We start from the raw sequence: 20,248 nt of genomic DNA on the forward strand, positions 1-20,248 counted from the left end.
GCGCGCCCGCGATGGGGACGGCAAGCGCGTACATGGTTCCGATGTCAGACTGATCCCGCGCTACGGCAACGCACGTGGTGGTATTGACTCGTCGGAGGAACTGTATGAAACGTGATGTTCGAGCCCAACTCGACGTAGACATCTTGGCGCCGTCAACCTTGGAGTTCCAGATCGCTGTGTCGCCGCTTCCCGGCGCCCAGGTGACGGAAACCATGTCGCTGGAGCTGAATGGACAACCGATCGAGGCCCAGGAGGTCGCTGGTGAGCACGGCAACCGTATCCATCGGCTCTACGTCGGGGAGGGCAACCTCCAAGTCACTTACGAGGCAACCATTCTCGGACAGGCGGACGAAGTTCCGGTCGAGGCCGCGGATTTGTCGACGTACTTACGCCCGAGCCGCTACGCCGAAGCCGACAAGTTCTACGGCTTCGCGGCAACCGAATTCGGTGAATACACCGAACCTGCGGTTCTGCTGGAGAAAGTCTCATCCTGGGTCGGCTCGCGGTTGACGTATTCACCGGGATCCAGCGATCCCATCGACGGCGCCGTCGATACCCTGCTGGCGGCCGCTGGCGTCTGCCGCGACTACGCGCACCTGGTGGTGGCGTTGCTTCGCGCCGTCAAGGTGCCCGCCCGGCTGGTCGCGGTGTACGCGCCTGGCTGTGACCCGATGGATTTTCACGCCGTGGCCGAGGCAGTCGTCGACAATCGCTGGCGCGTGGTGGACGCCACCTGCCTGGCGCCGCGACAAACGATGGTGCGCATCACCACCGGGCGCGATGCCGCCGACACGGCGTTCCTCGACAACCACGGCGGGCAGATCGTCCTGAACGGAACCTTCGTCTCCGCCGTGGTCGACGGTGAGTTACCTCAGGATCATGTCGATCAGCTCATCTCCCTGCGATGACCACGGGGAGATGAGCTGACGGCGGCTAGGAGTTCCCGGTCAATTTGTCCTTGACCGCGTCCACGCCTTCCTTGAGCTTGTCCGCGGCATCGGTCAGCTTCTGCTTGACCGAGGCGATCCCCTGATCTAGCTGGCCTTCGGCCTTCAGATCCTCGTCGCCCGTGGCAGCTCCAACGGCTTCCTTGGCGCGGCCCTTGAGATCCTCCGCCGTGTTCTTTGCGTCGTCAGCAATTCCCATGTGTTTCAAACCTTTCTGTATTCCACCCGAGACAGGCGCGAGCCGAAGGTTCATCACATCGATTTCCGGCAGTTATCGTCAACGCCGTCATCGACAGTACCCACCGATTCGGCCCGCTGTGATGAGTTCCTTTCACGGCACTGCCCCGAAGAATCACCCGAAAAGGGTGATGCTCACCCTCGCCCCTGTCATTAGCGTCGATGCAAGCATGTCTATTCATATATTCACGCCCATCTTCGCGATCACCCTCCGTTTCCGGATCTTGGCGAGACACAATGAATCACGTTGATGAATAGCGCCGCGGTGACGCCACTGCACACCCAGATTCTTCGCCTCGAGAGGACTAACCATGGAACCCAATAACGGGGACAGCGCCGAATCCACCGAGAACAACAAACGCGGAGGCCTCTCGCGGCGTTCGATTCTGGGCGGTATCGCGGCCGCTGGTGTCGGTGCCGCCGCGGCCACCGCCGCGATCAAGGGGTTTGAGGGCACCGATCACGCGACAGGTGCGGGTACCCCGGGAACGGGGCCCACCAATGAGGACTTCCACGGCAAGATTGCCCTCGACGTGCGCGATTCGACACCCGACTGGACTCCGTACGAATTGAAACGGGCGCCGGAAGGTGCACCCAACATCCTGGTGGTGTTGTACGACGACACCGGGCTGGCGGCCTGGTCGCCATTCGGCGGACGTATCAATATGCCCGTCATGCAGCGCCTCGCCGATAACGGGCTGCGGTACTCGCAATGGCACACCACCGCGCTGTGTTCGCCGACGCGGTCCTGTCTGTTGACCGGCCGCAATCATCACGTCAACCGTTCGGCGTCGATCACCGAGGCCTCCAACGGATTTCCCGGTGCTGCGGGCCGGCTGCCCGCCGAGTGCGCCACCATCGGGCAGGTGCTGCAGGACAACGGGTACAGCACGTTCTGGGTGGGCAAGAACCACAATGTGCCCGAAGAAGACATCGCCGGTGGCGGTAGCCGATCCGAGTGGCCCCTGCAGAAGGGCTTCGACCGCTACTACGGCTTCCTGGGCGGCGAGACCAACAACTGGTACCCCGATCTGGTCGAGGACAACCGGTTCATCGAGCCGCCGTACACCCCTGAAGAGGGCTATCACCTGTCCAAAGACCTTGCCGACCAAGCCCTTCGGATGCTGCGGGATCAGCGGGCGACCAACCCGTCCAAGCCCTGGTATCTGTGGTTCTGCCCCGGCGCCAACCACGCTCCCCATCACAGCCCCGCCGAGTACACCGAGAAGTACAAGGGCAAGTTCGACGACGGCTACGAGGCCTACCGCGAATGGGTGCTGGCCCGCATGATCGAGAAGGGTGTCATCCCGAAGGACACCAAGCTCACGCCGCTGAACCCGATGCCCGCGGAGGTCGCCAACGAAGCGGACTCTGTGCGGCCGTGGAATACCCTGAATCCCGACGAGAAGCGCCTCTTCTCCCGGATGGCCGAGGTGTACGCCGGGTTCTCCGAGTACACCGATGCCCAGGTCGGCCGGATCGTCGACTATCTGGAACAGACGAGCCAGCTGGACAACACCATCGTGTTCTATTGCGCGGACAACGGCGCCTCCGGCGAGGGCTCCCCCAACGGCTCGGTGAACGAGAACAAATTCTTCAACGGCTATCCCGATGAGCTGTCCGAGAACATGCAGTACCTGGACAAGCTGGGTAGCCCTGACACCTACAACCACTACCCCACCGGGTGGGCAGTGGCCTTCTCCACGCCGTTCCAGATGTTCAAGCGCTACTCGCAGTTCTCGGGCGGAACGTGCGATCCACTGGTGATCCACTGGCCCAAGGGCATCAAGGACAAGGGCCAGGTACGCCACCAGTACCACCACGTCACCGATATCGTGCCGACCATTCTCGACGTGACTGGCCTGCAGATGCCGGAGACGTACCGAGGTGTCACGCAGTATCCGGTGAACGGTGTCTCGATGCGGTACAGCTTCGAAAAGGCCGATGCTCCCACGACCAAGAAGCGGCAGTACTACGCCATGCTGGGCACCCGTGGAATCTGGGAGGACGGTTGGAAGGCCGCGGCGCTGCACGCACCGATCAGCGGCAAGGGCCATTTCGACCAGGACAAGTGGGAGCTGTACCACGTCGACGAAGACCGCTCCGAGTCAACGAATCTGGCCGATAAGTACCCCGACAAGCTCAAGGGGCTGATCGCGGCGTGGTTCGACGAAGCGGACAAGAACTTCGTGCTGCCCCTCGATGACCGGTCGGCCACCGAACTGCTCACCATCGAACGGCCCTCGACCGAGCCCAAACGCAACCGCTACATCTACTACCCCGACACCGCACCCGTGCCCGAGGGCGTCGCGGTCAGCATCCGCGGCAGGTCGTACAAGATCATCGCCGACGTGGAAACCACGAAGGATTCACAGGGTGTGATCTTCGCGCACGGTTCGCGATTCGGCGGGCATGCCCTTTTCATGAAGGACGGGAAGCTCCACTACGTCTACAACTTCCTGGGGCTCAAGCCGGAGCAGGTGTTCGTCTCACCGCCGGTGTCTGCCGGGAAACGCACCCTCGGCATGGAATTCGTGCGCAAGGACAAGGGCAAGTACGGCGAATCTCTCGGGACGACAACGCTGTTCATCGACGGTAAGCCAGTTGCCAACGGCCCGATGCGGGCCCAGATCGGCAAGTTCACCCTGGCGGGCGACGGCCTGTGTGTCGGATTCGACAGCGGGGACAACGTCTCGCAGCTGTACGCCCACCCCGGGACGTTCACCGGGGGCACCATCAAGGGTGTCGCGATCGACGTCAGCGAGGAAACCTTCATCGACCTGGAGAAGGAAGCGCAGGCAGCGTGGGCGCGGGACTGAGCTCGCACGCGGGGTGAAATGCCGCCGGGCCCGGGCTGACCATCGGGAAGCTGGTCGGTCCGGGCCCGGTGGCTCCATCCGCCGATAATCGGGTGTGCGAAAACCGATATCAGTACCGAGAGGGGGAAACATGACTCGTAACCCCGAGATATGCGACCGGCCGCACCCCGGTGTGGGCTGCTTCGTGGTGAAGGACGGCCGGTTTCTGATGGGGCGGCGCCGTGGCGCCCACGGCGCAGACACCTGGTCGGTGCCTGGCGGCTGGATCGAGCGGGGTGAGAGTCCGGAATCGGCGGCGATGCGCGAGGTCTGGGAGGAAACCGGCATGCGAGCCACCGATGCGCACGCCGTCGGCGCCACGACAACTGTCCATCCTGAAGGTTTGTGTTCTCTGACGGTGTGGGTTGTCTCGCGTTGGGAATCCGGCGAACCGATCTGTAGGGAACCTGACAAATTCGTTGAACAGCGTTGGTGCGCACTGGAAGAAGGCCTACCCACGCCACTATTCGGCGTATGGACTGATCTGCTGGCCTCTCCCACCTACGCGCGTCTACGCAAGCTGTTGGTCCAGGAACGCATATAGAAACGCGACGGTATGTACCTAGTCGCTCACCCAGGTCAGCACGAGCTCGTCGCGGGTGCCGAACCGCTCGAGATGACGTTTGACCACATCACCGAATTCCGCGGAGCTGGCCTCAACATGTAGTTCCCCGGGCCGCGGACGCAGCACCGTGACCGCATCGAGAGTCATCTCGATCTGGATCGCACCGTCCTCAAGTTCGGTCACCGTGCTCTTGGCTGCCCAATGCTGAGCGAGTTGTTTCGCGTATCGCTCGGGACGGTCGGTGACGATCACGCCATGCACAGTGGCCATTCCACGATTCTTCCAGGTTCTGCACCACGGCGTCAGTGCGGCGCGATGCCGATAGCCTCGCGGCGGTTAGATACCTGCAGTTTCTGGTAGATGGATCGCTGATGTGTCTTGAGGGTGTTGACGGACACCGAGAGCTTCGCGGCGATCTCCGCCGCGGTCATCGGAGTCCGCAGGTATGCCAACACTTCTCGCTCCCGTGAGGTGAGTGCCGCGGCGGGGTTCTCCGATGTGCCCGTCTCGCAGGCCAACAGACACTCGGCAAGAAAGTCCGGATACGCGGTCCGCGAGCTATGTGCCCCCAACAGCTCACGGCACGCCTGATCGGCGTTGTCCAGGAACGGGTAACGCACGGATTCGGAGGCCGCCAGCGCAAGCGACTCCTCCAGCAGCTGGTGGGCCCTGTCGTTGTCGCTGCGATCCCACGCCAGTAACGCGCCCACCAGAGCCGCGTAGGCACGCGTGTAGGGAGCCACTGACTCGCCACGCGCATTGTCGGCCAGGGCCTGCGCCAGATCGGCGTCCCCAAGCCGTCGGCATATGCCCGCGACCATCGCAGAGGCGGTCGGCAGTGGCGTCACATCGACGAGCCTCGCCGCCAGCTGCAACGCCTCGTGGTTGTGCCCCCGCATTTCGGCGATCCTGGCGAGCGCGGCGGTACGGAAACTGCCTATCGGGACGGCCCTGTTGTCTTCCTCGCCGATGCGCATGGCCACCGCCTCCAGCTGCGGGAGGGACAAATCGCATCCCTGGTTCCGCAGTGCTGCGGCACTGAACACCAGCATCATGCGCCCGATGTCCGGATAGCCTTCCCCTACCGCAGCATCCACCACGGTGAAATCTTCCAGCGCGCCGGCCAGCTCGCCCTGCCACAGCTGCATGAATCCCGTTGTGAAGCAGGATATCCCGCCACCTTCGTGAGAGAGCCAGGGAACCTCCGCCATACTCAGCGACAGTTGGGCCCGGCCGAACTGTCCGGCATGGACATACGCGAAGGCCAGGCTCTCCGTGGCCCTGTCCGCGACCGCCGCCAGACCCAGCGCACGGCACTCCTGTGCCGCCGACTCCAGCAGTCGCATCGAGTGACCGACGTCGCGCCGCAACCGGGTTTCGGCCCAGCCCACCAGGAACAGTGTGCAGGCATACACGCGGTCGGGCACCAGTGTCCGATCGGTGAGAGCCTCGGACACCGCGTCGACGGCGCCCGCCATGGTGCTGTGGTCGTCGGAGATCAGGATGCGGCTCAGATTCGCGACAAGGCCTACGCGCCGAGACTCGACGTGGCCATGCGCCAGGTCCTGGGCGCGTTCGAAATGCAGCTGTGCGCCAAGGCGATCACCGGCGACCTCCCGGCAGCAGGAACGCACCATCGCAATGTCGGCGGTCTCGCCGAATGCGTCGGCCACCGCGATGCAGGCACTCTCCAGTGCCACGGATCGGGCTTCCAGCAGTAGTTCGAGCCAGTGATCGGTGATTATCTCTGCGGCCAGCGGCCCGTCCGCCCCGCGAACGGCATGTTCGCCGGCATCCAACGGGTAGCGGTCACGCAGTTCGCGTGCGGCCAGCAAGTTCAAGGCACTCCATCGCGCCGGGTCCGACTGCCTGAGCACCTCGCCACATCCGTGCGCGAACATCGAATGCCATTGGTAGATAGCATCTTCGCCAGATCCGAATCGTTCGATGAACAGGCCGGAGGTCGCGCATTCGGCGAGCAGTCCGGCAGCATCGGCTCGCCCGGAAAGCACGCCGGCCAGGCGTTCATCCACCCGCGTGCATACCGTGGCAGCCAGCACGAATTCGGCAAGCTCGGGGCGCAGCCGCGCGAGAACGGCGGCACGGATGTATTCACTGACATCGAGATCATCTAGGGCACTGGGTATCTCGACGTCCAAGAGCGCCAGCCGCACGGCCGCGGGCCAGCCCCCGGTGCTCTGCACAATGCGTTCGGCATCCCCGGCGGCAAGGTCCTGCTGGTGTACTTGGCCGGCGGCCGACAGTACATCCTCGGCAGTGAAAGCCAATTCGCCCGCCGCAACCACCGCCACCTGACCATGCACCCGCAGCCTGGTGAGCAATGCCTCAGGCGCCTCCGTGGTGATCAAGACCAGTCGCAGCCAGGGCGGGCCGTGCTCGATGAACTCGACGAACTCCGTGGACTGTGTGACTCCGATGGCCTTTTGGAAATCGTCGAGCACGACCGTGACCGGGCCCGGAATCTGGATCGTCGATAGGGCGGTGAAGACCAGTCCCAGGGACGGCAACTCGAAGGCGGTAGCCAGTGCCCGCCGGACCTGGGCGTCGTCACCGTCACCCGCCGCGTGCCGCAGCGCCGTCATGATGCCGCGGATCAGCTCCGGGAAGTCTGCCGCCTGCTCCGTCACCGTCAGCCACCCAACCGAGCCCGGCTGGTGCTGCCGCTGCGCGGCGGCCCATTGCCCCACCGCGACCGTCTTGCCGAATCCGGATGGGGCCAGCACCACGACCGCCCGAGACTGCTGAACGTGCAGGTCAAGAATTCGGTGCACGTCCGTGCGGGCGATCATTCCAGGACTCGATGACGGTGGCGTGGCCAAGAACCATGGGGCCGGACTCCATGCCGTCGAGCCGGCGGGTGCCCCGCCTGCAGTCAGGTCGTCGCAGCCAGCCATCCGTTCATTGTCTCCGGAACTGCTGAACCCGGGTTAGCCACCCGGGTTCGGCGCTGTCACGTTGCCGATTCCCCGAGGGTGACCTGGACCGTGCGCGATGTTCCCGACTGGTCCGCGTAGGTGAGCGTGACCGCGTCGCCGGGTGCCTTGGACCGCACCGCGGCCACCAGCGCCTCGGGGCCGTCGATGACCTGGTTGTCGACCTTAGTGATCACGGCGCCCTTGGGCAGGCCGGCCGTCGCCGCCGCGCTGCCACTGACCACGCCCGCCACGACCGCACCGGGCATGTCGTCACCAGAGCCGAGCTGAACGCCCAGCGAGGCATGCCGCACGGTGCCGGTGGAGACCAGCTCGTCCGCGATGCGCTTGGCTTGATCCACGGGGATGGCGAAGCCCAGGCCGATCGATCCGGCTTGTCCGCCGCCCTGCGAGTCCTGCCCGCTGGACAGTGACGCGATTGCCGAGTTCACACCGATGAGGTCACCGTTCATGTCGACGAGTGCACCGCCGGAGTTGCCGGGGTTGATGGCCGCATCGGTTTGGATAGCACTCATCACCGAATGCTGTCCGCTCTGGTCATCACCGGTGCTGACCGGGCGACCGAGCGCGCTGATGATGCCGGTTGTCACGGTCCCCTGCAGGCCCAAAGGTGAGCCGATGGCGACGACGTTCTGGCCAACCTTCAGGTCTTTCGACGAACCGATGGAGATCGGGGTGAGGTCGGAGACACCCTGGGCCCGAACCACGGCCAGGTCATCGTCGGGGTCGGCGCCGACGACGGTGAATGGCACCGTTCGGCCGTCGGCCAGGGTCACGGTCGCCTTGACGCCGTCGCCGGTGTGGGCGGACGGACGGGTGCTGCGCCGGTCGTTGCCGTTGGGCACCTGCCCGTCACGACCGTCTTGATAGTCACCGGGCAGCTGTTCGCCGGGAAGGATGCCGGGCGGAAGGTTGGTGAGCGGCCCGCGCCGCGACGGGGCCGAGGGCGCCAGATCGTCGCTGCCCGACATGGCTGCGGCGACGACGTGATTGTTGGTCAGGATCAGCCCGTCAGGGCTCAGCACGATGCCGGAGCCCGACTCGCCCTCCTGCCCGCTCTGGATCTTCAGTTGCACGACGCTCGGCAGCACCTTGGCCGACACCTGTTCGACCGAGCCGGCCGGGGCCGCAGCACCAGGCTGTCCGAGTATTGAACCTGTTGGCAGGGAAGGCTTTCCGGTGAGTCCCGGGCTCGATACCTGCGCTACGGGGGCGGGATGTCCGGACTGGTTCACCACGACGACGGCCGTGGTGGCGCTGGCGGCAATGGCCACCACGACGGCACCAGCGGTCAAGCCGACGGCACGAAGACGTTTCCGGCGCAGCGGGTTCGGAGCCAGTTCGGCGCGGTCCGGGAATGTCTCGCCATACGCGTAGCGTGTCCGGGTGTCGGTGGCCGGACCGTGCACCTGGCGATAGCCGTGCTGGCCCAACGGGAATTCGTTTCCGTACGGCGGATGCCCAGGCTGGTAGTTCATCGATATGTCCTTCTTCCTCACGATGCAGTCAGGGCACTGTCCGCCTCTGGTTCGCACTGTCACAGTGCCTGCATCCACTGAGGCCAGGCTGAGAATTTCCTCTCTGCAGCCCAAGACTTTTCAGGGGGTAGTCGGAGTAGGTGGCGGTTGCTGTCCCGTATCCACCACCGCGAGGGGTGCCGTCGCCGGTTCGGGCGACGGCACATCGCGGCCACGCCGGACAATCTCAAAGACATTGATCGGCCACCAGAACCAGCGTCCCAATGCCGCGGCGATCGCGGGCGTCATGAATGCCCGAACGATCAGTGTGTCGACAATCAGTCCGATACCGATGGTCGTTCCCATCTGGCCGACGACACGCAGATCGCTGACGACCATCGACATCATGGTGAACGCGAACACCAGGCCTGCGGCGGTGACGACGCGACCGGTAGCGCCCATACCGCGGATCATGCCGGTGTTGAGCCCGGCGTGGATTTCCTCCTTGAGCCGGGAGACCACCAGCAGGTTGTAGTCCGAACCGACCGCCAGCAGGATCACCATCGACAGCGGAATCACGATCCACTGCACGCCCAGGCCAAGGATGTCCTGCCACAACAGCACTGTTAGGCCGCAGGCCGTGCCCAGGGATGCCGCGACGGTGCCGACGATCACCAGGGCGGCCACCACACTGCGGGTGATCAGCACCATGATCGCGAAGATCAGGATCATCGAGGCGATGATCGCGACCATCAAATCGATGGAAACACCGTCCTGCATATCGGCAAACATTGATGCGGTGCCCCCGATCGAGACCTTGGCATTGGACAGCGGAGTGCCCTTAACCGAGTCGGCGACAACACCTTTGAGGTCACGGACGTGTTGGATTCCTTCGACCGACGCCGGGTCTCCCTCGTGGGTGATGATGAAGCGGACAGCCCTGCCATCCGGCGAGACGAACATCTTGAGCCCGCGTTTGAAGTCGGGGTTGGTGAACACGTCTGGCGATATATAGAAGAAATCGTCGTTCTTGGCCTGATCGAAGTACAGACCGATTTCCGTTGCACCCTTGGCCATTTCCTGTTGCTGGGCTTGGATACCGGCCGTCACACTATGCGTCGAGATCATGAAGTCGCGCATCCTGATCATCGAATCGATGGTCGTCCTCAGCACCGGAAGCATCTGCGGCATCAGCTGATCCATCTTGTCCATATCCGCGATAAGGCCGTTCATTTGGTCGGCGAGCACGTCAACGCTGTCCAAAACATCGAAGATCGATCGCAGCGACTGGCAGATCGGGATATCAAAGCAATGTTTCTCCCAGTAGAAGTAATTGCGCAGCGGCCGGAAGAAATCGTCGAAATTGGCTAAGTTGTCACGCATCTCCTGGATGGTCGCGTTCATCTCATGGGTCCGACCCACCATGCCGTGCATGGTGCCCGTGAGCTCCTGCATGAGGCTGTACATCCGCTCCATGGTGGCAACGGTCTTACTCAGCTCGTCGGCCTGTTCGAGCATCTGCGCCGAGTTGTCGCTGTTGAACTTTGACGTCTGCAGGGTACCCGCGTTCTGCGCTCCCATCAGGAACGGGAGCGAGCTGTGCTCGATCGGCGCCCCGAGCGGACGGGTGAGGGTCTGCACCCGTTCGATACCGCGCATACGCACGATGCCCTTGGCCACCTTGTCGATGACCAGCATGTCGGCCGGGGTGCGCAGGTCGTGATCGGCCTCCAGCATCAATAGTTCCGGGTTCATCCGGGCCTGGGAGAAGTGCCGGCCGGCGACCTCCATGGCAAGGTTGGCCGGCATGTCGGCCGGCGTGAACTTCTGGTCGTTGTACTGCGGCACGTACGTCATGAGGCTGACGAATCCTACGATCGCGATCAGGCTGGTCAACACGATGATCGGAATGGGCCAACGCACCACCGACGTACCGACCCTGCGCCAGCCTCGTGCGGAGAGCGTGCCCTTGGGTTCCAGCAGCCCAAACTTCGAGGCCACCGTCAGCACCGCGGGCGCCAACGTCAGCGCGGCGACCACGATCACCAGCATCGAGATCGCACACGGCAGCGCCATGCTCTGGAAGTAGGGCAGCGTGGTCATGGTCAAGCACAGGCACGCGCCGACGATGGTCAGACCGGAACCCAGAATGACGTGAGAGACACCGTGATACGCCACGTAATACGCGTCTTCCCGGCTCAGTCCCTTCGACCTCTCCTCGTGATAGCGACCGAATAGGAAGATCACGTAGTCGGTGCCGGCCGCCAGCGCCAGCGCCGTCACCATGCTCACCGCGTAGGGGGTCAGTCCGATGAAGTTCAGGTAGCCCGCTGTTGCCGTAACACCTTGGGCGGCAATTAGTTCCAGACCAATAATGACCATGGAGATGAGCATGGTGACGATGGAGCGGTAAATGAACAGGAGCATCACGATGATCACGCCGACCGAGAGCATTTCCAAGATCGCCATGCTCTGCTGACCAGCCACACTGGTATCGGCGTTGAGTGCGGTACTGCCGGCAACATACGCCGTGATGCCCGGCGGCGCAGGCACGGAATCGACTATCTGGCGCACCGCGGCCACCGATTCATAGCTGGCGCTGGTGCCCTGCGACCCGTTGAGGAAGATCTGCACATAGGCGGCCTTGCCGTCCACACTTTGTGAGCCCGCCGCGGTCAGCGGATCGCTCCAGAAGTCCTGGACGTTCTGCACGTGTTCCTGATCGGCCTTGAGCTTCTCGACGATCTGGTTGTAGTACTTGTGCGCGGCATCGCCCAGCTTGTCGTCACCTTCCAAAACGACCATCGCCGACGAGTCCGAGTCGTATTGCTGAAACACCTTGCCGATGTTCAGCATCCCTTGGTACGACTCGGAATTCTGCGGGCTTAGCGGCACCGAGCGGGACTCCGCGACGTCGTTGAGTGACGGAATCAAGGCGCCCAGAATGACCACGAGCGCCACCCAGAACAGGATGATCGGTACCGACAGGAGCCGGATCGTGTGGCCGAGGAGCGGCCGGTGCGGACTCACGTGCGAATTGCTCATACGGATTTCACCAAGCAGTAGATGAACGGTTTGACTTTGTCTGTGCTGGTTCGGTCATCGCGCGTCTCGCCATCGACCGTGACGCGGCAGCCGAGGCTGGTGACGTCGCCATCACCCTGAGCGACGATGTTGGCCGACATCGACGGCACCGTCGTCACAATCGTGAACGACCAAGGGAGCAAGGAATTTTCGATGAGATGGGGTTGACCGTTCTCGTCGAGGTAGTTGATGTTCGCGGTGCCACCCGACCCCACGATCTCGTAGGTGATGCGCTTGGGGTTGACGTTCGCGGTGACGCCGGATCCCTCGCCGAGTTTCGGCGGACGAGGGGCAGCGGAACTGCGGATCTGCGTGATCGCGTAGCCACCGATCCCGACGACAACCACCAGGAGCAGCGGAATCCAGAACCGCTTCAACAGTCGATACACCCGTGCATCCCTCCTGCCTCTCCATGCCCGAGCGCAAGCGCCTGCCGGTGAGGCGACCGGTCGCGCCGCATTGTGTACCGGCGGTCTATTACGCCACAGACCGTACCACGGTAATAGACCGTCGGTACGCTATGACGCCGCTGGGCGTCGGATTAGCATCGGGCCATGACCTTCCGCCGGGCGCGCAGCGAGGAGCAGCGCGAGATCCGCCGGCAAGCCATTCTGGAAACCGCGTCGTCGATGCTCAGCGATATGCCGGTCAGCCAGGTCAGCCTCAATGAATTGAGCCGCCGCACCGGATTGGCGAAGTCGGCAATGGTGCTGTACTTCGAGTCACGCGAGGCCGTGCTCCTGGAGCTGCTGGGTACCTTGCTGCACAGCTGGGTGTCCGAAATTGCGGCGGAACTCTCCCACGAAACGCCCACCGGCTCGGCCCAGGAACGTGTCGATCGCTTGGCCGCCGTGCTCAGCCGCTCTCTGCAGCAGCATGCCGTGCTGTGTGACTTGATGGCCGCACAGCCAGGCGTACTGGAACACAATGTCTCGGCCGAGACGCTGCTGTGTTTCTGGCGCTCGACGTACGCCAGCGTCGCTCGGTTCGCCGAGGCCATCCGAGGCTTTATCCCCGAGCTTGACGAAGACGCCCACAGCGTGTCCGTCACCATACTGATGACCACCGGCGCGCTGTGGCTGTACGCGCAACCGTCCGACAGCGCCGTCGCCGCCGCCGAGGCCGAACCCGAACTGGCAGTGGTCCATATGCGCTTCAACACCGACTTGGAGACCACGCTGGCCCGGCTCATCACCGGCGCCCTGGTCAAACGCGGTTCCTGATCGCCTGTGCGCGCCGCATGCCCCAAAGCGGCGATGGCGCGGACTCCGAGACGTTCTCACATGTAAGCTCACACGCCGAGAGGTACTACCGGTTCGGCCGGACAGACCACTCTCCGCCGATGTAGTTCAATGGCAGAACATCAGCTTCCCAAGCTGAATACGCGGGTTCGATTCCCGTCATCGGCTCCACATCTACCAGCGCGAATGCTATTCGAATACCAGTCCCTGCTTCACCCCCCAGGCGCACCGATCTCCGCTAGTTCGGCGCGGGCCCGGCGCTCGACCAAGAGCGGCACGAACTCGCGAACTCTGCATTCGGCGAACCTGGCGTAAGCCACTTGCACGACATCCGCGACCTGTTCGGGCGGCAGCCACGAGTAGTTAGCCACCAGTTGCTGACACACTGTCGCCATTAATGCCTGCTCGCTCATCGCAGTATCGGTCTTAATGGCACGCTAGGCCGGCTGTTTCGTAAGCGTGAATTGATGAACGCTGGTGTATCCGGCACGAAAAAGATTCACGCATCCATTGAGGTATTTATCGAATCGGTCGTAGACCTCTTGACCCTGAAGCACGATGGCCTCATCACGATGAGCTTGTAATCGTTCAGCCCAGCATTGCAAAGTCCGAACGTAGTGAGGGCCGATCTCATGGACCCGATTGACCGTAAATCCGGCCTTGCGGGCATGGCGTTGGACCTTTTCTACCGTCGGCAGCCGCCCGCCGGGAAAGATCTCGGTCATGATGAACTTGGCAAACCGGGCCAGTTCGAAAGTCAAAGGCAGGCCGAGCTCTTGAGAACGGCGATCGTCGAACATGGTGATGGTGTGCAGAAGTAGCACCCCGTCGTCGGGCAGCGCATTCCAGGCCATGGCGAAGAAATCGTCGTACCGTTCGAACCCGAAGTGCTCGAAAGCACCAATGGAAACGATGCGGTCAACTTTGTCAGGGAATTCCTCCCAGCCCTGTAGCCGGACATCAACCGTGCGTTCGGTGGGAATGTCCGCCAGCTTCTCGACGGCATATTTGCGCTGTTCATCAGACAGAGTCAGCCCGATGACGTTGACGTCGTAGCTTTCGATGGCTCGCTGCATACCGGCACCCCAGCCGCAACCGACATCGAGCAGTGTCATCCCCGGCTTCAAGCCGAGCTTGGCGAGCGCTAGGTCAAATTTGGCGATCTGGGCTTCGTCGGCGGTCGCGTCCTCGTGTTCGAAGTATCCACATGTGTAGCCCATCGTGGGGCCGAGGAACAGCTCATAGAACGAATTGGAGATGTCGTATATGGACGATAACTCCTCGTACTTAGGAGTCAATTTAGGCATTGCGCTTGATACCGATCATTCGGAGGATTTTTTTAATAGAGACTGACCTACTACGCCGGGGAAGCCGGTGTTTTGCTCGTGACCCGGCGCCTGTGCGCAAGTAGGCAAATCGGCCGCCCATTAGGCTCTGAGCATTTCTGACTTGCCGCTTTGACGTTCGGCGCGTTTGGCTTGGCGGTCCAGGTACTTGGCCTTGACTTCCTCGAAGTCCGATGCGGTCTTCCTGAGATCACCGACGATGCGGGCCAGGTCCTCGCGGTACCACTCGGCCTCCCTGCTGATGTCGTCGCGTTCGAAGATGCGCCACTTACGCAGCACCGGCAGCACCACTTCCTCGAGATGGGACTGTGGGTCATACACACCACCGGTGGCGATGGTGACCGCGTTGCGGCGAAAGCCGGGAATGGTGTAGCCGGGCATGGTGAAGTTGTCGAGCACCTTATGGACAGCTCTAAGGGCCTGGTCGGGGGCGATGGCCATGCCGGCCTCGACCATGTTGCGGTAGAAGATCATGTGCAGGTTCTCGTCGGTGGAGATGCGCTTGAGCAGCTCATCGGCGATCGGCTCGGCGCAGGCCTTGCCGGTGTTGCGGTGCGAGACGCGGGTGGCCAGCTCCTGGAACGTCACGTACACCACTGAGTCAAAAAGAGTCTCGGCGAACACCAAATCTCCACCTTGGCGGTTTTGGCCTGGAGAGAATCCGCGGGTCATCTGCTCCACACGCAGCTTCTCGAGTTCGAACGGGTCCACCGAACGGGTCACCACCAGGTAGTCGCGGATGGCGATGCCATGGCGGTTTTCCTCGGCGGTCCACCGGTTCACCCAGGTGCCCCACGGCCCATCCATGGTGAAGTTCATGGCGATCTCGCGGTGATACGAGGGCAGGTTGTCCTCGGTCAGCAGGTTCGTGATCATCGCGACCTTGGCCACCTCGGAGAGCTTGGACTGCTCGGGATCCCAGTCCTGACCACCTAGAGCCTTGTAATTCTTGCCCTCAGACCACGGCACGTAATCGTGCGGGCTCCAGTCCCTAGTGACCGCCAGGTGGCGATGAACATTTTCCTCGACCACGGGCTCAAGCTCATGGAGCAGCTCCAGGTCGGTGAATTCCTTCTGCATCTATTTCCCCAAGCTGGCGACGCTAGATGCGTAGGTCAAGACACGCCCCAGGAGGCTCCGCAGGTGCACGGCTTTGTATGCTTGCGGCGAATTTGCCAGACAGCGGCCGCGGAGCGGCCTAGTGCACGCGCGATGTCATCGACAGCACGCGATCGGTCAAGCGCATAGGCGATTTCCTGATCGGACCAGCGGACCTTATGTGGAGAAACATCCGGGGGCTCGAATTGCCGATCCCAGGCTCGGTCAGCTCGCTCGTTTAGCCGCCGCCAGCGCGCGGTCTCAGCGCGACCAATCCGGCGCAACCGCAACGCTTCAGCCTTGTGGCACGCCGCGCACCGGCACCCTTTTTGAAACCCCGCTGCACCATGAACTGCCTCTCCCGACAATGCCATGGCGCCACCCTAGGACATACTGTCCCAGACAGCAATAGATTGAATGATTCGGTCTCGTCCCTACCGCCTGTCGGCAGTGCATTCACGAACACCCATCACCGGGTTGGACAGCACTCCACGATTCTCTAGGAGTTCTCCATCAGCGTTGTTACGTAACGTATTTAATGCCGAGAGGCCATGTCGATGAATGCGCGTCGACATGGCGGCGCCCATCTGACTCAGACAGCTAGTCCGCCGTCCGCAAGGAGCCCTTCAGTGCAGACAAATCACGCTGTGGCTGCGGAGCCGCGCAGTGGCACTTCTTCTTCACCGCCGACTACCAGTTCGGTGAATCGTTCAATGACCTGCTCGTGGTACATGTTGAAAAGGTCTTCGAAGAACGCCAACTGAGATTCTGAGGGGCCCGTCTCCGTCTTCCGCGCAGCCACAAACGCACGCCAGACCAGGACATGCACATCCGGCGCTCCCGTGTAATAGGCGGCGGTTGCCTCCGGTAGACCGAGGATCAGCTCGCCTATCGAGTTCAAGACTGCCCTGCGGAAGGGCTGATCGAGCGCAGAAAGTACCAGACGAACGATGCCGAGTTCATTCTCGAACATCGCCGAATGGTCCAGCTCATCCAGTCGGGCAATCGATTCCAGCTCGTCAATGCTGTTCTCGATTACAGTCAAGTCCGGCCGCTGCTCAAGAGTCGCGAACGCGAGGAGCGCCTCCAGCACGATGGCGCGCTCCGTATCGACGACATCGCGGAACATGTCCAGAGCCTCGCGGGAATTCCGCGTCGATAACCCGAAAACATAACCACTAATATCCACCCCGCCCTCTTGGCGGATGTCACGGATCACGAAACCGCGGGCACGTTGTGCGACGACGATCCCGTACGACTCAAGCCGCCCAAGAACCAACTGCGCTGTCCCCCGATTCACGTCAAACTCATCGGCGACCTGGCGGACCGACAACATGAGCTCACCCGGCGCGTACTCCCCGTGCACAACACGCCGCGACAGCTCATCGGCGATGTCAGCCACCACTGTCTTTGATTCCATGTCCTGCCCTTTCACCCCCAACAATAGAACCGTCTCGGACAGACTAGCCAGACTCATCACCCGCACTTGACGACTTGCCAGAATCCCCAGACACTGGTCCCGCATTAGCTGGAGCGTGACCGGAGTCGCACTATTCCTTGAGGTGAGTCATGCCAGATCAACACCGAGGCAAAGTAGTACCGCTGTTCTCACGGCGTGCCACCGACGCGTCGGCCCGTCGTATACCTATACCCACGCCCGTCCGCAACGCCAAACTCGCGAAGCTTCCGGCTGCCTACGCGGCCCGACGCGTGGGCGGCGCGGGCAAGCGTCTACTCGGTCGCTCGGCCGAGGAAATCGGCCGGGACATCCAGCTGCGTACCGCGCAACACATCTTTGAGGTTCTCGGTGAGCTAAGGGGAGGTGCGCAAAAACTCGGCCAGATCCTCGCGCTCACGGAGCTCACGCTACCGAGCGGGCTTGCCGAGCCTTACCGGACCGCGCTGAGCAAACTTCAGGACTCCGGACCATCCATGCTGCCCTCCCTCGTGCACGACACCATGGCCGCCAACATGGGCGAGAACTGGCGTCAGTACTTCAGTACGTTCGATTCCTCCCGAGCGGCGGCCGCCTCGATCGGGCAGGTCCACCGCGCGGTGTGGCACGACGGCACGGTGGTCGCCGTCAAGGTGATGTATCCGGGCGTGCGTGAGGCGCTGCTCAACGAACTGCGCTTGCTCCGGTCGATGGCTCCCATGGCCGGGGTCGTTTTCCCGGCGGCCGATGTCCGGACTGCGATTGATGCGCTCTGTGACTACGTTGGCGAGGAACTCGACTTCCAGCAGGAGGCGCACTATCAACGAGCCTTCGCTGCGGGCTACGCCGACGATCCAGATTTCCTGGTACCCAACGTCATCGAACAACAACGCGATGTACTGATCAGCGAATGGGTGGATGCTGTTCCACTGAACGAGCTGATCCGCACTGCTCCACAGGAAGCCCGTGACCGACTGGGAACGCAGATCCTGCGCTTCGTTACGAGCAGCTACGAACGTACCGGATACCTCTATGGTGACCCACACCCCGGCAACTTCCGGCGACTGCCCGACGGACGACTCGGAGTTGTCGACTTCGGAGCATGCTCACCCTATCCCGCCGGATTCTTCGCACTCGCCCACGACATCGGAGAGGCAATCCTCAACGGCGGAGATGACGAACTCAATTCTGCCCTAAGGCAACACGGTTTTGTGGTCCCGGGCCAAGAACTCGACATCGAGGCCATAACAGCTTCCATCGCACCATTTCGCGAGCTGTTCATCTCGCCCGCGGTTCACCTAAACCGCGCCTGGTTCATCCAACAAGTCAACAGCCTCACCGAACCTCGGCTATCCAACGTCGCACGCCAAATGACGGTGCCCGGCGAATTGATACCGAGCACACGCGCCCTTATCCTCCTGTTCGGCGCCCTCAGTCAACTGGGGTGCACAGTGTCGTTTCGCGATGAGATCGTGTCCGGCTGGCCCGGACTGGCCGAGGTGTTGCATCGCTACCAACAACGCACCGAATCCGTTGCTCCTGTTAGCCAGCGATCTTCACCGAACTAGGGGCGCCCACCATCCGGGCACGAACTTCGGGCGGCACGGCTATCGCACGGTCCGGGTTCGCCTTCAGCGCCTCAAGCCAGCAATCCAATGTCTTGGCATGGCGCAGCTGCAGCAAATGTTCCCAATTCAGAGTAATCCGGCTTCGGAGGCCGGTTCCTGAACCATATCGTTTGACGGCAACCGGCCGCCCGGGATGGTCTCCGTCGGCATGAATCTCATGGACCGAGTGCTCTCGAGGTCAGGGGCCGCCATGCTACGAACAGTGTGCGCGACAGAGATTGTCATGACGGCCCTTCCTGTGCTGGGCGATGCCTTCGACCCGCATCACCTTGGCGCGCAGCGGCGTCCACGCCGCTGACACCACATGATCCTGCGCAGCGCCGTTGGAAATTGATTGGACCGTCGGTTGGAGATCGTCAGGAAGCCGGTTCGGTCGAGTGCAGCCTTACAACTGCTTCACCAGACTGATCGAGCGATTGACCTCCGAGAACCCCAGCCCCTCATAGAGCCCCACGGCACCGGTGGGGCTATCCGCGTCAACGTCAAGAACGGCCCGCTCAAGCCCTTCGTTTTTGTAGGTACGCATGGCGTGCGTCAACACCGCCTGCGCGAGTTTGCGTCCACGCCAGTCGCGCCGGACACCCACCAAGTCGATGAACCCGAACGAGTAACCGTTCGCCTCCCACTCCTCCTCATTGACGTCACTGAGCAGGTACGCGGCGACGGTATCCCGTCCCGCGGCATCACGTGCGACGACGACGAATGAGAGATCAGCGCGGAACGCCTTCAGCCTGTGGTCCGATTCCCAGTCCACGCGGGCGATCGGCTGGCTGCCCCAATGATCACGGAACGCCTCGTTGTGGGCGTCTCGGGTTGCTTCAGACCATTCGGGACCATAGGTCTCGATCCGCACGCCCTCAGGAAGAGTGACGTCAGGGATGGGTTGACTGAGATCGCGCTCAAGCTCATGCCACCACCTCACCGATTCGTATCCGTTGCGGTGGAACAAATCGATCGTCCAGACAGCGTGTTCCTCCGCGACTCCGGCGAGCCAACCAGGCAAGCATTCATCCGACTCCACGAGATGCTGCAGCCCGCGCTGCTCCTGCCAACGGAGCAGACTAGCCCCGATTCCTTCGCCGCGCCGGTCGGGATGAACGGTGCCATCCAACGTCACCCATACGACAGTTTCATTGCTGGACTTCACCGTTGCCGAGCCGAACGCGACCGCTCGCCCCGATTGGTCGACAGCGAGGACCGAGTCGAGTGCCGGATCGAAGTCGTCGTCATCGAATTCTTCTACGAGTTCGTCCATCATGACCAGGCTCGTGGGGTGATCAATCGCTCCCGAGGCTCGCCAGAGGTCGAACAGCAGCGGTATGTCATCTTCGGTTGCTGCCCGCCACGTCAAGTCATCTGCGGCGCTTGGCATTTCCACCACGGCCGGGGCACTGACTC

At 62.4% G+C, this 20,248-nt stretch carries 16 protein-coding genes and 1 tRNA gene; 6 read left to right on the top strand and 11 right to left on the bottom strand.

The window, feature by feature from the left end; translation table 11 throughout:
* Positions 1-104 precede the first annotated feature (104 nt).
* Positions 105-908, top strand: coding sequence for a transglutaminase-like domain-containing protein (locus HBA99_RS21995; RefSeq protein ID WP_057968924.1), 804 nt, complete (start codon positions 105-107; stop codon positions 906-908).
* A gap of 25 nt (positions 909-933) precedes the next feature.
* Here the strand turns inward: HBA99_RS21995 and HBA99_RS22000 are convergent, their stop codons facing one another.
* Positions 934-1,146 carry a CsbD family protein gene (locus HBA99_RS22000; protein ID WP_064409788.1) on the bottom strand — a complete coding sequence of 71 codons (213 nt, stop codon included), beginning with the start codon at positions 1,144-1,146 and terminating at the stop codon, positions 934-936.
* A 349-nt stretch (positions 1,147-1,495) separates the two neighbouring features.
* Here HBA99_RS22000 and HBA99_RS22005 point away from each other — a divergent pair, with 349 nt between their 5' ends.
* Both HBA99_RS22005 and HBA99_RS22010 read left to right on the top strand, forming a co-directional pair.
* A complete protein-coding gene (locus HBA99_RS22005) occupies positions 1,496-4,003 on the top strand; it encodes an arylsulfatase (protein WP_070951960.1) in 2,508 nt (835 codons plus the stop codon).
* Between the two features lie 130 nt (positions 4,004-4,133).
* Entirely contained in the window at positions 4,134-4,586 is a 453-nt protein-coding gene (locus HBA99_RS22010) for a nucleotide triphosphate diphosphatase NUDT15 (RefSeq protein WP_070932522.1), read from the top strand.
* 18 nt (positions 4,587-4,604) lie between these two features.
* Here HBA99_RS22010 and HBA99_RS22015 read toward each other — a convergent pair whose 3' ends face one another.
* The 5 genes from HBA99_RS22015 to HBA99_RS22035 all read right to left on the bottom strand — a co-directional run bounded on the left by HBA99_RS22015 (position 4,605) and on the right by HBA99_RS22035 (position 12,491).
* Positions 4,605-4,877, bottom strand: coding sequence for a DUF2218 domain-containing protein (locus HBA99_RS22015; protein WP_070951959.1), 273 nt, complete (start codon positions 4,875-4,877; stop codon positions 4,605-4,607).
* A 32-nt stretch (positions 4,878-4,909) separates the two neighbouring features.
* On the bottom strand, positions 4,910-7,522 hold the full coding sequence (locus HBA99_RS22020; protein ID WP_081347672.1) for a LuxR C-terminal-related transcriptional regulator: 2,613 nt from the start codon (positions 7,520-7,522) through the stop codon (positions 4,910-4,912).
* A 56-nt stretch (positions 7,523-7,578) separates the two neighbouring features.
* Complete coding sequence (locus HBA99_RS22025) at positions 7,579-8,856, bottom strand: S1C family serine protease (RefSeq protein WP_070952424.1); 1,278 nt, start codon at positions 8,854-8,856, stop codon at positions 7,579-7,581.
* 303 nt (positions 8,857-9,159) lie between these two features.
* The gene (locus HBA99_RS22030) at positions 9,160-12,063 is read right to left on the bottom strand and encodes an MMPL/RND family transporter (RefSeq protein WP_070951957.1); all 2,904 of its coding nucleotides are present in this window, start codon (positions 12,061-12,063) and stop codon (positions 9,160-9,162) included.
* Positions 12,060-12,491 (bottom strand): MmpS family transport accessory protein, encoded by a 432-nt coding sequence (locus tag HBA99_RS22035; RefSeq protein ID WP_070922505.1) that lies wholly within the window; start codon positions 12,489-12,491, stop codon positions 12,060-12,062. The genes HBA99_RS22030 and HBA99_RS22035 overlap by 4 nt, the downstream gene beginning before the upstream one ends.
* A gap of 165 nt (positions 12,492-12,656) precedes the next feature.
* Between HBA99_RS22035 and HBA99_RS22040 the strand changes: the two genes are divergently transcribed.
* Positions 12,657-13,325: a TetR/AcrR family transcriptional regulator gene (locus HBA99_RS22040; RefSeq protein ID WP_070922504.1), complete on the top strand. Its 669-nt coding sequence runs from the start codon at positions 12,657-12,659 to the stop codon at positions 13,323-13,325.
* Between the two features lie 115 nt (positions 13,326-13,440).
* Positions 13,441-13,514 (top strand) — tRNA-Gly (locus HBA99_RS22045).
* 41 nt (positions 13,515-13,555) lie between these two features.
* Here HBA99_RS22045 and HBA99_RS22050 read toward each other — a convergent pair.
* The 4 genes from HBA99_RS22050 to HBA99_RS22065 form a co-directional block, all read right to left on the bottom strand.
* Positions 13,556-13,738: a three-helix bundle dimerization domain-containing protein gene (locus HBA99_RS22050; RefSeq protein ID WP_234798074.1), complete on the bottom strand. Its 183-nt coding sequence runs from the start codon at positions 13,736-13,738 to the stop codon at positions 13,556-13,558.
* Between the two features lie 42 nt (positions 13,739-13,780).
* Positions 13,781-14,650, bottom strand: a complete 870-nt coding sequence (locus HBA99_RS22055) for a cyclopropane mycolic acid synthase family methyltransferase (protein WP_070922503.1) — start codon at positions 14,648-14,650, stop codon at positions 13,781-13,783.
* A gap of 120 nt (positions 14,651-14,770) precedes the next feature.
* On the bottom strand, positions 14,771-15,769 hold the full coding sequence (locus HBA99_RS22060) for an acyl-ACP desaturase (RefSeq protein ID WP_070951955.1): 999 nt from the start codon (positions 15,767-15,769) through the stop codon (positions 14,771-14,773).
* A 658-nt stretch (positions 15,770-16,427) separates the two neighbouring features.
* Positions 16,428-17,207 (bottom strand): GntR family transcriptional regulator, encoded by a 780-nt coding sequence (locus tag HBA99_RS22065; protein WP_070932323.1) that lies wholly within the window; start codon positions 17,205-17,207, stop codon positions 16,428-16,430.
* Between the two features lie 149 nt (positions 17,208-17,356).
* Between HBA99_RS22065 and HBA99_RS22070 the strand changes: the two genes are divergently transcribed.
* The gene (locus HBA99_RS22070) at positions 17,357-18,790 is read left to right on the top strand and encodes an ABC1 kinase family protein (protein ID WP_070932320.1); all 1,434 of its coding nucleotides are present in this window, start codon (positions 17,357-17,359) and stop codon (positions 18,788-18,790) included.
* Positions 18,791-19,235: 445 nt separating this feature from the next.
* Here the strand turns inward: HBA99_RS22070 and HBA99_RS22075 are convergent, their stop codons facing one another.
* Positions 19,236-20,222 carry a GNAT family N-acetyltransferase gene (locus tag HBA99_RS22075; protein ID WP_234797204.1) on the bottom strand — a complete coding sequence of 329 codons (987 nt, stop codon included), beginning with the start codon at positions 20,220-20,222 and terminating at the stop codon, positions 19,236-19,238.
* Positions 20,223-20,248: the final 26 nt, after the last annotated feature.

It is taken from the genome of Mycobacteroides chelonae (assembly GCF_016767715.1).
GTDB lineage: Bacteria > Actinomycetota > Actinomycetes > Mycobacteriales > Mycobacteriaceae > Mycobacterium > Mycobacterium gwanakae.

Excerpts from the sequence above, each read along its gene's own strand:
- HBA99_RS22010 (WP_070932522.1), top strand. The coding sequence starts at position 4,134 with ATGACTCGTAACCCCGAGATATGCGACCGGCCGCACCCCGGTGTGGGC.
- HBA99_RS22000 (WP_064409788.1), bottom strand. The coding sequence starts at position 1,146 with ATGGGAATTGCTGACGACGCAAAGAACACGGCGGAGGATCTCAAGGGC.
- HBA99_RS22005 (WP_070951960.1), top strand. The coding sequence starts at position 1,496 with ATGGAACCCAATAACGGGGACAGCGCCGAATCCACCGAGAACAACAAA.
- HBA99_RS22060 (WP_070951955.1), bottom strand. The coding sequence starts at position 15,769 with ATGCAGAAGGAATTCACCGACCTGGAGCTGCTCCATGAGCTTGAGCCC.
- HBA99_RS22050 (WP_234798074.1), bottom strand. The coding sequence starts at position 13,738 with ATGGCGACAGTGTGTCAGCAACTGGTGGCTAACTACTCGTGGCTGCCG.
- HBA99_RS22040 (WP_070922504.1), top strand. The coding sequence starts at position 12,657 with ATGACCTTCCGCCGGGCGCGCAGCGAGGAGCAGCGCGAGATCCGCCGG.
- HBA99_RS22015 (WP_070951959.1), bottom strand. The coding sequence starts at position 4,877 with ATGGCCACTGTGCATGGCGTGATCGTCACCGACCGTCCCGAGCGATAC.
- HBA99_RS22030 (WP_070951957.1), bottom strand. The coding sequence starts at position 12,063 with ATGAGCAATTCGCACGTGAGTCCGCACCGGCCGCTCCTCGGCCACACG.
- HBA99_RS22055 (WP_070922503.1), bottom strand. The coding sequence starts at position 14,650 with ATGCCTAAATTGACTCCTAAGTACGAGGAGTTATCGTCCATATACGAC.
- HBA99_RS22075 (WP_234797204.1), bottom strand. The coding sequence starts at position 20,222 with ATGCCAAGCGCCGCAGATGACTTGACGTGGCGGGCAGCAACCGAAGAT.
- HBA99_RS22070 (WP_070932320.1), top strand. The coding sequence starts at position 17,357 with ATGCCAGATCAACACCGAGGCAAAGTAGTACCGCTGTTCTCACGGCGT.
- HBA99_RS21995 (WP_057968924.1), top strand. The coding sequence starts at position 105 with ATGAAACGTGATGTTCGAGCCCAACTCGACGTAGACATCTTGGCGCCG.
- HBA99_RS22020 (WP_081347672.1), bottom strand. The coding sequence starts at position 7,522 with ATGGCTGGCTGCGACGACCTGACTGCAGGCGGGGCACCCGCCGGCTCG.
- HBA99_RS22065 (WP_070932323.1), bottom strand. The coding sequence starts at position 17,207 with ATGGAATCAAAGACAGTGGTGGCTGACATCGCCGATGAGCTGTCGCGG.